Origin of the sequence: Dyadobacter sediminis, assembly GCF_005860765.1 — a bacterium.
Lineage (GTDB): Bacteria > Bacteroidota > Bacteroidia > Cytophagales > Spirosomataceae > Dyadobacter > Dyadobacter sediminis.
Map to the genome: position 1 here is coordinate 512,465 of NZ_VCEI01000011.1, position 13,882 is coordinate 526,346.

Below are 13,882 nucleotides of genomic sequence, written 5' to 3' on the forward strand. Positions count from 1 at the left end.
TTTACATCTTGGCAGCATATGAAATCCAAATATCTAAAACCCAAAAGTATTCTTCAGCTTGGTATGCTGGTGTCCGGTATGACGCTGACGGGCTGCGACAAAAGCTGGCTGAAACCCGAACCGCTTTCCTTCTACAATCCTGATAATACTTTCAATGATCCAACGGGCCTTCGCGCCACCATTGTAGCCTGTGAGCGGAACATGCGGCTGGAATGGTACGGCGATGCGGCACCCATGGTGACCGAAGCCATTTTTTCCGATATTGCGGTGGAAGGAACAACGGATAAATCAGGTCCGGCGCAGAACCTGAACCTGCTCATTACGCCGGATGCCCAGCTTAACCACATAGATTACAACAAGATCGGCTGGTACTGGTCTGAGGGATTCAAAGGTATCAAGTACGCCAATGTCGCCATTTCCAGAATAGACCAGCCAACCTCCTACAAAAGCGAACAGGAAAAGAACGAAATACTCGGAGCTGCGTATTTTCACAGGGCTTACCGTTATTACAGACTTACGCAGCAATTCGGCGACGTGCCGCTGATTCTGGATGAAGTCATCAATCCGAAGCTTGATTTTCAGTCCACAAAAAGAGAAGTCATTCTGAAAAAAATGAAGGAAGATCTGGAATTTGCCGAACAGTGGGTTCCGGTGGTTACAGACAAAGGAAGCGTAAACCGCGGTTCCGTAAGTCATTTGCTGACCAAAATCAATCTTTCACTCGGCCTTTTTGACGATGCCATCAAATCCGCAAGCAATGTAATTGACGGCGGAACGCATAAGCTGATGACCAACCGTTTCGGGGTAGATGCGAATGATCAGAACCGTAATGTCATCTGGGATTTGCACCGTCCGGCCAACAAAGCTTTAAATTCCAATACGGAAGCCCTGATGCTGGTAATCGACCGGGTGAGCATTGAAGGAAACGTGGATGGCGGTACTTTGCTGATGCGGAATACCGTTCCGTTCTGGCATAATAATATCAATACACCTGCCGGAAATCGCGGAACCATCGATACTTACGGCATTGCCATTGATCTGGTGAATAAAGTAGGCCGGGGACTGGGCCGTGTGCGTCCAACCTATTATTCACAGGAAGGCGTCTGGGATGATAAGAAAGATCTGCGCCATGCGCCGGGAAACTGGACACGGATGGAAGATCTGGTTTACAACAATCCGGCACTGAATACGACGCTCAAAGATCCTTATTACGGCAAAAACCTTCAGTTGCGCAACGCTGCCGGAGCCGTACTGACGATTGATACGATCCGCTGCTGGTTCGACTGGCCCAATTACAAACTGTTTATCGAAGATCCCTTAAAGGTGCAGCCTTCAGGCGGAAACACGGACTGGTATGTATTCAGACTGGCAGAAACTTATCTGCTGAGAGCCGAAGCTTACGCATGGAAAGGCGATCTGGTGAAAGCTGCTGCGGATATCAATGCAGTAAGAACGCGTGCAAAATGCGATCCGGTTGCGCCTGCCAAAGTCAATATAGGTACCATACTCGATGAACGTGCGCGTGAACTTTATTTTGAAGAACCGCGTAAAACAGAACTTACGCGCGTGGCCTACATCTTTGCCATGACCGGAAAGCCTGCGCCGAACGGCAAAACGTATAACATGAACGATTTTTCTGAAAACAACTATTTTTACGACCGCATTATGGAAAAAAGCGACTTCTATAACAAAGGTGTAAAAACCCGGCATGGTGATGAATATACCATGAGTCCATATCATGTTTTATGGCCCATTCCGCAAGCCGCCATTGCAGGAAATACGCAGGGGATCATTAATCAGAACAAAGGGTACAATGGTTTCCAGAACAACGTACCGCCGCTGACGGAAATACCTTAGTGAAGTTGAGAATAGGAAATCGTTGTCATGCAGTCCTAAACAAAAAGCCCCGGCGGGGCTTTTTTGTTTATAGCAATAAGGTCAAGAACAAGTATGGAACTCCCGGGTAGTTTCCTGAACCAGGCTTAAAGGCGGCTTTCCCGGAGCCAGTTTAATGCTTGTTTAAGATTTTCTTGCTATAACCAGAGGGCTACACACGAGCCGGTTATTGAATGAATGAACCCCGGCGGAGCATTTTGATTACAACAGGAAGACATTTGTTTGAATAAGCAAGACGAAATACAGAATATAACAATGCAAAAAGAATCTCATGACAAGATAAACGTATATACTTTCCGGTGCTGTTACGAAGACCGTTGAATCATTAAAAATTTCGTAATCAGATTTATAAAGCTAAAATGTTAATAAAATCTTAAATGGATTTGAATGAGAAAGGATCAAGAACTTAGAAGTATTTGTAATCAATTTTACTATTTTATAAAAAAAACTGGTTTGATATTGTAGCACTATTTCGTTATCTGACAGAAAGTCTGATGAAAATGATCTGCCTAGAAATTGGATGTTTATGTCCGGCTTATTTGTTATTTTGGCCGCCTTGTTATACATTGCTGTTATGAATAGCCATTTTGAAGCATTTTTGTTTAACAGTTGACGAGGCCGTTTTTTCAGGTGAAATCATGGTTTCAAACGTTGAATGGAGATGCTGGAAAAGCGGTTCGGATTTATGTACAATCATTTATTTACTCACGTATCCAACTTGTACACAGCAAGTTGAGACTAATTCTATCCAATGATAAAAATCTATAATTTCCCTTTCACTATTCCGAAAATGCGTTCAGTCAGATTAGGTCTGATGCTGACCATTTCGTCTGTATTTTGTGGGCAAATTGCAACTGCTGCGTCAGGGGCCGGTGCTGTAACTGGTACAGGATCAAGCAACTTCGCTGCGCCGGTTGCGGACGGTGCGTACATGGTTCTAAGAAACATGGATAATTTTCCGGCTCATGACAAACTTGTATTCTCCCGTATCGAAATTCCCTGGAGAAAATCGGATACGACAGAGTTCAACGCCAACCATGATAAAGTAAGGTTGCGTATTCAAAGCAAAGGATCTGAAAGCCTTGTCGTTAACAGTCTGGTTTTATCCAATACTGCCGGCTGGAAAATTGCATCAGTAGGGGGCGATGCAACGCCTTCGTTCCCCAAAACCATCACAACGGGAAATTACCTTGAAGTGGTTGTTCAGTTTGTGGCAGAGGGCGCTTCATCAAGGGTGACCATATTGCAGGACAAGCTGACGATCAACAGCAATGACAATCTGACGCCGGTTAAAGAGGTATCGTTGTTTGGCTTGTATCAGAAGCAGGGCGAAGGCCAGAATGAGCCGTATGCATCTGAAATCATCAAAGCTTTTGACTTCAAATCCAATCCGGGATACGGACGTGTTGACAACGGTGTGGAAGGAAAAACCATTATGCCGAATTCGGATGAAGTAGCGGCTTCCTACTTTGTAAGGGCCGATCCGAACAAGCCGGTAACAGTATATCAGCTGGCCGCCTATCACGGGTGCTGCGGATCGGTTGAAACCATCCGGTACTATACCAAAGGTTCAACCACGATGAACACGTTGTTTACGCATCACGTCCTGGACGCACAGTCCCTGTTGCCACGTCTCAGAAACTCTGCTTCTACGCTTGCTGTCAAAACTATTGACAATCCAACGGAACCTTTTGGTTTCAGAGTTTCCAATTCAAGATCAGACAGAATGCTGAATTTCCAGGACCTGATCGGTCTGAGGATTCTGAAAGCAGTCGATGCTGCCGGTTATGTTATTCCGAATGCATACATCATGAACATGGATTACATTGATAATTCGGCTACCAATTTTGACTATCAGGACAATATCTACTACATTGATAACATCAAGCCGGAAACGGGAACAGTACATTATTCTGATCTTGCTTCGGTCTCAGGTTCTGCAATCCAGTATGACGCGACGGTAACCGGAACAACCCAGACCAAGGAAGTGACGCTTAAGAATATGGGCAAAACGTATGCAGATAATTCCAAAGATCCTTCTGTAACGATCAAGAGCGCACGGATTATCGGACCAAATGCAAGTGAATTTTCAGTTGCATCGCTGAGCACAACCCTGGAACCGCAGGCTACTGCTAAGTTCACTGTAAAATTCAATCCTAAAACGCAGGGTATCAAAAATGCGGTAATGGTCGTTTATTATACCAATGCCAATTCTCCGTTGCGTGTTCCGCTTTATGGCAATGCGCATTCGGCCAGTTCGGTTGTTGAAGTCGTAAAAAGAATCAAAGGCGGCTCGGATTCGAATGTAACCATCGCCGGCCAGGTTTTTGAATCGGATAAAAATTACCGTACGGGTTCTGTAAGAAATGATGCACAGGTCGTGAAAACAGAAGTAGCCGGTACAGATATGGACGAATTGTACCAGACGTATTTGTCTGCCTCAGCAGATCTTCAGCAAACCGGATATAACATTCCGGTCGCCAACGGTGATTACATGGTTCGTATGCACTTTGTTGAAAATTACTTTGCAGAGCAGGGAGCCAGAGTTTTTGGCGGAACAATGGAAGGCAAGCAGATCCTGACAAACCTGGATATATTCAACGAAGTTGGTTACAGAACGGCTATTGTGAAGGACTTTAATACGACGGTAAGTGACGGTGTGCTGACGATGCGTTTTGCACCGACTGTAAACAGACTTGCACTTGCAGGTGTGGAAATATTCAGAATCAATGATAATCCGCTTCCTGTAACGCTGGTCAGTTTCGACGCAAACAAGGTTGAAAATACAACGCTGCTTTCCTGGAAAACATCGTATGAAACCAACAGCAGCAATTTTGAAATCCAGCGCAGCAAATCCGGTCAGGATTGGGAAATCGTGGGATCAGTTGATGCAGCGGGTGAATCTCGTGAAAATTACAGCTATTCTTTTGTGGACAGCAAGCCGCTTTCCGGCAATAACCTTTACCGTCTGAAAATGATTGATCTGGACGGAACTTCTACTTTCTCGAAATGGATCAATGTCAGTTTCGAAACAGTAGCCAGTGCACAGGTTTTCCCGAACCCAGTAACGGACAAGCTCAACCTTGACATTACAGACTGGAGCCAGATCAGTGCGGTACAATTGTATAACATTACCGGAAAAGCGGTTTATGAAGCCCGCAACACGCCTGTGTCTTCCATTGATGTAAAGAACCTTCCGTCGGGCATGTACATCATGCACATTACCCGCAACAACGGAAATGTCGTTACGTACAAGATTGTTAAAAATTAATTACAGAAAACCACCTGCATGCCGGTTGCGGTATGCAGGCCGGTTCTAATCAAAGTCCTTTGCTGAATGCGGCAGAGGACTTTTTTGTTTGGAAACAACTACCGTGGATGTAAATGCTTGCAAACAGCTTGTTTATAAAGAGATAACCTGCGCCGAATCAAACAAATCGCACCGGGATTGTCTTGAGGAATGACGTTTTTTGCTGATCGGTAACGTATAGGCCTATGCGTAAAGTATTCCGCTTGGGATCACAAAGTCCGGAGGTAAAATAAATTCTAATCTGCCTGCGAGCATTTCGTATTCTGACTTTCCGGAAAAATCCGTTTTTGGTTTGTACATTTGGTTATCTTATTTTTACCAATATATCAATATACCGTTAGCAGTTGGAAGTCAGGATCAAATTGTTGTGAGGAATTGGAAAAGTGACCAGCATGGATTCTGAACTAAAACGAACAGCAAAGTAGCTTGTATATTGTTGTAAAACGTTCGTTGCCTGATTAACCGGAACACAGTAATCGGAAGACCGGCATGGATCAAAGCCGTTGAATAAGATAAAAATAGTTCGCTGATTTAATTATATTATGTTTGAAAACAGAGGCATAGTTTTATTGGCAGCTGATTTGTTAATGTAAATTTAAGGAAGATGAAAACTCAACATACCATACAATACCAAAGTATGCATTCAAGTCTGCTTGCCACTGCCTGTTTAATTAATCCACTACATTCGTAATTACCGTTTACACTTCACTCAAAATCGTCCGGATTTTTGTTCCAGAATCCAAATTCCATTCGGTTACTTAACAATTCAACCCAGTTATGAAATTTAATGTTTTACTTTTTTCCCTGCTTTTCTGTGCAGTGCAATCGTTTGCGCAAAGTGCCGTCCAAAATCAAGTTCAGGCATTTGCAGCAAGGACCGGGGCAACGGCTACCATTGACAAGGCAACCGGATCGCTGAACTATCTGCGTTTTCCGGTCGGGAAGGCATACAAACTGGCCGGGGGCAAACCTGAGCAAAAAGCCATGGCCTTTATCCAGCAGAACTCCGGTATGATGGCTGTCAAGCAAAATATGGATACATATGTGGTAAAAGAAACCAGGAAAGACAACTATGGCATGGAGCATGTTGTACTTCAGCAATTTTACAAAGGTGTTCCGGTTTATGACGGCAAGCTGAAATTTCACTTCAATGTAAATAACGACCTCGCCTCTCTGAACGGTAACTTTGTGCCCGTTGTCAAGCTGAACCCCAAGCCGGACATTACCATGAAAATGGCCGAAACAACGGCAATCAAGCTGGTAACTGCCCAGAAGCAGGGCAATTTCAAAGCGCCGCTGCGGGCTGTGAATTCTACCTTGTATGTGTTTCAAAAAGGTCTTGCGCAGGGCTATGTAGGGCCGAAGCATCTTGTGTATCAGGTAGAAGTCCGGAACGATAATGATGTCAGGGAATTTATGTTTATCGACGCGCATACCGGAGCACTTGTGGAGCAGTTTGCAGGTATGCATAACATTCACCGTACGCTGTACGAAACGTCGCCGTCGCCTGCCAATCTGGTATGGGATGAAGGCGACGGACCGCTGGATAAACTGGATAAATGGCAGCATTCGGAAATTATAGCTTCCGGCCATATCTATAACCTGATGAAGAACGCGTTCAACTACGTTTCCTACGACAACAAAGACGGAGCAATGGTGATCATCAATAATAATCCGGATATATTCTGTCCGAATTCGAGCTGGAACGGGATTACAACCAATTACTGTTCGGGAACGGCTTCGGATGACGTGGTGGCGCATGAATGGGCACATGCCTACACGGAATATACAAGCGGGCTGATTTACAGCTGGCAGCCGGGCGCCATCAATGAGTCTTACTCTGATATTTGGGGTGAAACCGTCGACCTGCTGAATAATTACATGGATGAAGGTGAAAGCGATTCGCTGCGCATCAACTGCGGAAGTTCGCAGCGCTGGCAGATCGGTGAAAAAGCAACCAGCCTGACCGGGCAGATCCGTGATATGTGGGACCCTACATGCCGGTCTGACCCCGGCAAGGTAACTGATCCGCAATACTGGTGTGAGTCTACGGATTATGGCGGCGTGCATATCAATTCGGGGGTTCTTAACCATGCCTATGCTTTGCTTGCCGACGGCGGTTCTTACAACGGTCAGGTCATTACAGGACTTGGTCTGACGAAAGCTGCGCATATTTTCTGGCATGCACAGGAAAATTACATGACGAGTACAACGGATTTTGCTGCGCAGGCGGATATTCTCGAAGCATCGCTGGTGGATCTGATCGGCATCAACCTGCCGCGCCTATCCACATCCAGTAACGGAAAAGGATTGTCCGGGAAAATCATCACGGCAGCAGATGCTGCGCAGCTGGCGAAAGTGATTGCGGCGGTCGAACTCCGATTTGAAAACAATTGTAATTTTCAGACGATCCTTAAACCTGTGGATAACATTTGCAAAGGTGGTCTTGAGGAAAATGCTTTTTATTACGAAGACTTTGAATCCGGAACCGATGGCTGGGTAGCTTCAGACAGCGGCAGCAACGGAACCTGGACGCCGCGCGAATGGGAAGTTGTGGCGGCACCCGGCGGAAGAACAGGAAAAGTGATTTTCGGAATTGATTACAACGAAGGGGACTGCAATTTCAATCTGCAGAACGGCGTCATCTCTTTTGCAAGTCCGGAAATTACCATTCCCAAAGGATCAACCGGACCGTTCAGCATGGCATTCGATCAGTTGATTGCCATTGAACATAACTACGACGGCGGCAACGTAAAGTACAAAATAAACGGCGGTGGCTGGATGCTGGTACCCGCTTCCGCATTCATTGCCAACGGCTATAATGCGACGTTGAGCGTCAGTGAAAATCCTTTGCAGGGACAGCCGGGTTTTACCGGAACGGATGAAGGTTCGGTGACAGGAAGCTGGGGCCAGAGCCGGATTGATCTTACGGCGCTGGGCATTGTGGAAGGCGATGTCATTCAGTTCCGTTGGGATATGGGCACCGACGGATGCGGCGGTCTGGACGGCTGGTATATTGATAATGTAAGAGTATATTCCTGCGCAGAGCCTTCGCTTCAGTTTGTGACCACTTCTTCGGTAATCAATGAGAGCGACGCTAGTGAAGTGGGTGTTTCTCCGAATGAATGCCTGAAATATATTGAAAAGAAAATTACAATAAAACTGAACAAAGCTTCTGCTGCACCGGTAACTGTGAAACTGAATACACCCGGCGGAACGGCAACAAGGGGCAAAACGGCGGATTACAGCATTACGCCGGATTCACTGGTTCTGGATGCAAACAATCTGTCCAGAGATATCGTTATTCGCGTTTACAATGATGCCTATATTGAAAGAGATGAAACAGTTATTTTGTCCTACACTTTCGAAACTACGGACAAAGCTGTCTACGCAGCTCCGGTCAATCAGGAGCATACCATTACCATTATAGATGATGATATCGTGCCGGGCGATGTAAGTGTGGAACTTCTTAACGAGAATTTTAACCAGGCCACTTTGCCGAAAGGCTGGACTGTAGTTGGCGGCGGAACATACCCGGCAACCTGGGCTGTCGTAGACGATCCGTCCGTTGAACTGGATCCTGCAGGATCTCCATTCTTGTATATCAACAGCGATGTCGCAGGCGATGTTGCACTGGACAAGATTGTAGAGACGCCGGCAATCAATACAGCCAATATGTCCAGTATCCAGCTTTCGTTCATTGAATACTTTGAAGTTTATGACGACGGTTTTGAAGAACAGGCGCTTGTGGATGTCTGGGACGGAAAGGCTTGGCGCAACATTCTGACGCAAACGGAAGCAACCGGCACGTCCGGTTCCTTTAACGAACCCGCCGTACGAATTTTGTCCATACCCGTAGCTTATGCCAATCCGAACATGAAAGTACGCTTTCGCTACATTGCCAATTACGATTACTGGTGGGCCATTGACAACGTAAAGATAAGCGGAGTGATTCCAACGCAGGTACAAACGGCTGTAACAACATCGCCGGACGAGCAGTATCTGGGTCCCAACGCAACCGTGTATTTTTATGATCCTGTTTCCAAAAACCTGATGGCCCGGATTAAAAACCTGAGCAGTCACGATTACGGTTGTACATCCGTTTCGATTGATCGTGCAGGCCGGGATGAAACGGATTGGGTAAATGGGTATCACATTACAAACAAGACTTTCAAGGTTACACCGACCTATAATAATCCGGCTGGTGAATTCGAGATTACATTGTATTACAAAGCATCCGAACTGCCGAACTTCAACGGACCGGATATAAAATCGATGGGAAAAAGCCCGGGAAACACGGCTGCAAATCAGGCGTTGTCTTCTACGGCGGTGGCTGTGGAAAATACGGGCTTTGGTCTGGATTATGCATTTACATCCACGTTCAATTCCGGATTCTCCAACTTTGGTTTGTCGGACGCGCCTCCTTCCGGGCCGTTACCTGTAACATTGTCACGGTTTGAAGGCCGGCGTACTGTTGAAGGGAATCTGCTGACCTGGACAACTACTTCAGAAGTAAATAACGATTACTTTGTAGTGGAAAGAAGCCTGGACGGAAGAAGTTTTGTAAATGCCGGAACCGTGATAGGCAATGGCAGCACAGCCGTTGAAAAACAGTACAAATTCCTCGACACCGGTTTTTCAAAAGGAATCAGCTATTATCGTCTGAAACAGGTTGATGTGGACGGCACTCATCATTTCAGCCGGATCATTGCCCTTGATGCTGCGAATCTGCTGAGTCTGAAATTCTATCCGAACCCGGTTCAGAGTATGCTGAACATCGAAATTCCTGCATCTGGAAACAAATTGCTAAACGTAAAAGTGATCAATACCGCAGGTCACGAAGTGTACCGAAAAGACAATGCAAGCAGCAAAAACGGTAATCTGTCCTTGCAGCTGGAGGGTTTGCCAACGGGAATTTATCAGGTCATTGTGAGCGGTGAAAGCATCCGGTACCATCTGTCTATCTTGAAAATATAACAGCCTTCGGCAATTGACTGTCTGCTTTCAGAAAGGAGATGTCAGAACGGTCCGTATCGTTCAGTTCACTTCGTTTCCATTGGCTTGGAGCGGTTACATCAAAAATCGCTAATTAATTTTAACACAAAAAAGAGCTTTGTCAAAGCTCTTTTTTGTGTTAAAAGGTTTTGTAAATGGCTGGTTGTTTCTGGCAAGGATTCACTCCGTTCATCAAATCCCTGTAAAATAGGTTAGAACTGAACTATAATTAATACGCCAGTAAACGGCCGCAAGCAATGACTGCAATCCAGACCATAATGGAAATGGAAGCAGAAACTTTTGCCGATAACGGAAGCTGTTTTTCAGGTTGTAAACGGAATTTCGGCGGATAAACAATCTGGTGAAATACCAATGCATTCAGGCCGGCCACTGCAAGCAGGAGCATTTTTAACCAGAAAGTCGGATCTTTGCCAAGCGTTTCGGCATTGGTTATAAACAGCAGAATTCCCGACGGAACAATTAGCCACAAACCTTTCCGAGACCATGGAAGCAAATGATTGGCCAGGTCACGGACTGGAAGATTCTTTGAAAAACCAAGCAGCCGAAGATCAAATAGGAATGCGGCACCGACCAGTAGGGCTATACCCGTAATGTGCACGATTTCCAATGCCGGATACAGCCATAACGATTGCCGAATGTGCACCGCCCATGAAGACCTTTCAAGCCACCGAAGAGTATTTTCGGTTGCGGACAACACGATCAGCGCAGTTCGTATTTGGTACCGTCCACAAAAATTCGTTCAGCCCGCATTTCAGTCTTTTTGGATTTGTGCGGATAAGCGACCAGCCGGACGGATTCTCCTTTCTGGATCATGTCGGCCGTCAGTCCACGGTCGGTCATGCGGCTTGTAGGTGCCAGATATACAGTCCAGAGCTCTTTTTTGTATTTGACTTTGGCCAGTACATGCGGATTTTCATAAACGGATTCCTGAATAACCGTTTTGAAGTCAAGTACTTTTTCCTGATCATAATCGGCCCAGCCATGATGCAATGCTGTAAAAGATGCAAAAGAAATGACTGAGAGCGCAAGTGCAATGCCTTTTAATCTGTTCATGGTCCGCAGCGTTTAGTGATGTTTAAAGCTAGTGAAAAATAAGCAGATTGTACAATCCTGCAATTCTTTATCTACTTCTATATGAATAGACTGCAAGGTTTTTCTGCTTTGTATATACGGTACAATCAAACGCTGTTCCGTATGAAAATTCAGTATTGCTTTTTTGTTGTATTGTTTTGGTTTCTGATGAATGACCACCCGCTTCGTGCACAGCCCAAGGAAATACATAACCTGCATTTTGATGATCTTGCCTCGGTATGGGATGAAGCCATTCCCCTCGGCAATGCAACAATCGGTGCATTGATCTGGCAAAAAGACGGTAAGCTGCGGTTTTCGCTGGATCGTGCCGATATCTGGGACATGCGTCCGATGGCAGGTTTGCACCGGCCGGAGTTCCGTTATAAATGGGTTCAGGAACAAGTCCGAAAGAAAGATTACAAACCTGTTCAGCAATATTTTGATGTACCTTATGACAAAGAGCCGGCACCTTCGAAAATTCCGGCCGGCGCTCTGGAATTCAGTATAAAGGGATCGAACAAGGTAAAATCCGTAACACTTTCGCTGGCAGATGCTGCAAGTACCGTTGAATGGACAAATGGTCAAAAACTGACAACTTTCGTGCATGCAACAAAGGCGATCGGCTGGTTTCGGTTTGAAAATTTGCGTGAAGAAATTGTCCCCGAACTGGTTGCACCAAACTATCAGGGCGCGGTTCAGGACAGCGGCGAAGTAAATTCTCTTGTCGGGGACGATTTGGCAAGGCTTGGTTACAAACAGGGTTCCATCCGGCGAAGCACTAATGTGATTACGTATTCGCAGGAAGGGTGGGGCGGGTTCCGTTACGAAATTGCTGTTCAATGGAAAAGAATCGGAAAAAACAGCATGGAAGGGGTATGGAGCATATCGTCGCATTTTCCGGATGCAGGCATGCAGCCTGCGGCCATCCTTGTTTGCGGGGCTGCTCTGGATGAAGGTTTTGCAGGCGCCTTGCCGGGTCATCGATTATGGTGGGACGGGTTCTGGAAAAAGTCGGCAATGCATGTTCCCGATCCTATGCTTGAAAAACAATGGTATCTGGAACAGTACAAGTTCGGCGCGGCGGCTCGCAGAGGCGCACCTCCGATTTCGTTACAGGCCGTATGGACGGCAGACAACGGAAAGATTCCGCCCTGGAAAGGAGATTTTCACCATGACCTGAATACACAGCTCAGTTACTGGCCTGCTTACAGCGGCAACCATCTGGAAGAAGCGCTCAGCTATACGGATCATCTTGACCGGAACAAAGAAAATTACAAGCGTTATACCAAGCAGTACTTCGGCGTGGACGGACTGGCTGTTCCGGGTGTAACAACGCTGGATGGAACCGAAATGGGCGGCTGGATTCAATACTCCCTTTCTCCGACGGTTTCTGCGTGGCTTGCGCATCATTATTATCTGCAGTGGCGGTACAGCATGGACCGTAATTTTCTGGAAAACAAGGCATATCCGTGGATCAAGGAAGTTTGCCGGTTTCTGGAAAACGTAACCGTTCTAAATGCCGCCGGAAAAAGACAGCTTCCAATCAGTTCCAGTCCGGAGATCCGGAACAACAGTCTGGAAGCATGGTTTACGGAAACGACCAATTATGATCTTGCCTTGATGAAATTTGCCTTTAAAGCCGGCTCGGAACTGGCTCTGGAAACTGGCGAAAAGCAACAGGCGAAACATTATCAGCGGATTTCAAAGGAATTTCCGGAATATGCCGTTACCGGAAACGACGAACTAATGTTTGCACCAACTTTGCCGTACAATGAATCGCACCGTCATTTTTCGCACCTGATGGCCATTCATCCGCTGGGGTTGATCAAGTGGGAAGACGGTGCAAAGGCGCAGGCTATTATTACCAACACCATCCGGCTCCTGGATAAAATCGGTCCGGACTGGTGGTGCGGTTATTCGTACGCATGGCTGGCCAGTATCAAGGCGCGGGCCAAGGACGGAAACGGTGCAAGAAGCGCACTGACTACTTTTGCAAGAGCTTTTTGCCTGCCGAACAGCTTTCATGTGAACGGGGATCAGACCAGAACCGGTTTGTCCAAATTTACTTACAGGCCTTTTACACTCGAAGGAAATTTTGCATTTGCTGCCGGCCTGCAGGAAATGATGCTGCAGAGTTACGCCGGATTTATCGAAATCATGCCAGCCATTCCGTCGGACTGGAAAGACGCAGCATTTGAAAACCTACGTGCCGAAGGCGCCTTTCTGATCAGTGCCAGAAAGGTAAACGGCCAGCTTACGGAAATCAAAATCATTGCTGAAAACGGTGGCAACACAAAGCTCAAACTGCCGTTTAAAGCATATAAGATCAGTTCAGCCAAGAACATAACAAGTGCTTTAAAAGATGGATTTGTGGAACTGAAGTGCCGAAAAGGAGGCAGCATTACGCTTGTGAGCAGCTTTTAGCCGTTAGCCATTAGCTATTAGCTATTAGCTTTTGGCTGTTGGAGAGGGTTGTGCTTGAAAATTGAGAAATTAACAAAAACATTCCAGATAGCTGCCAGCAAACAATTAGAAACCGCTTTCAGTTTAAAATGTCAGACCTTGTGCATAAGATTTTCCATTTTACTG

General features: G+C 46.1%; 6 protein-coding genes. 4 read left to right on the forward strand and 2 right to left on the reverse strand.

Annotation, left to right across the window (positions count from 1 at the left end):
- Positions 1-18: 18 nt before the first annotated feature.
- The 3 genes from FEM55_RS03005 to FEM55_RS03015 all read left to right on the forward strand — a co-directional run bounded on the left by FEM55_RS03005 (position 19) and on the right by FEM55_RS03015 (position 10,183).
- A complete protein-coding gene (locus FEM55_RS03005; RefSeq protein ID WP_138279824.1) occupies positions 19-1,857 on the forward strand; it encodes a RagB/SusD family nutrient uptake outer membrane protein in 1,839 nt (612 codons plus the stop codon).
- A gap of 829 nt (positions 1,858-2,686) precedes the next feature.
- The gene (locus FEM55_RS03010) at positions 2,687-5,167 is read left to right on the forward strand and encodes a malectin domain-containing carbohydrate-binding protein (protein WP_171036453.1); all 2,481 of its coding nucleotides are present in this window, start codon (positions 2,687-2,689) and stop codon (positions 5,165-5,167) included.
- Between the two features lie 816 nt (positions 5,168-5,983).
- Entirely contained in the window at positions 5,984-10,183 is a 4,200-nt protein-coding gene (locus FEM55_RS03015; RefSeq protein ID WP_138279826.1) for a M4 family metallopeptidase, read from the forward strand.
- Between the two features lie 247 nt (positions 10,184-10,430).
- On the opposite strand, the gene FEM55_RS03020 is transcribed toward FEM55_RS03015, so the two are convergent.
- A complete protein-coding gene (locus FEM55_RS03020; protein ID WP_229209064.1) occupies positions 10,431-10,919 on the reverse strand; it encodes a DUF6644 family protein in 489 nt (162 codons plus the stop codon).
- Between the two features lie 2 nt (positions 10,920-10,921).
- Complete coding sequence (locus FEM55_RS03025) at positions 10,922-11,275, reverse strand: DUF6152 family protein (RefSeq protein ID WP_138279827.1); 354 nt, start codon at positions 11,273-11,275, stop codon at positions 10,922-10,924.
- A gap of 141 nt (positions 11,276-11,416) precedes the next feature.
- Here FEM55_RS03025 and FEM55_RS03030 point away from each other — a divergent pair, with 141 nt between their 5' ends.
- Complete coding sequence (locus FEM55_RS03030) at positions 11,417-13,717, forward strand: glycosyl hydrolase family 95 catalytic domain-containing protein (protein ID WP_212748286.1); 2,301 nt, start codon at positions 11,417-11,419, stop codon at positions 13,715-13,717.
- The last annotated feature ends 165 nt before the right edge of the window (positions 13,718-13,882 follow it).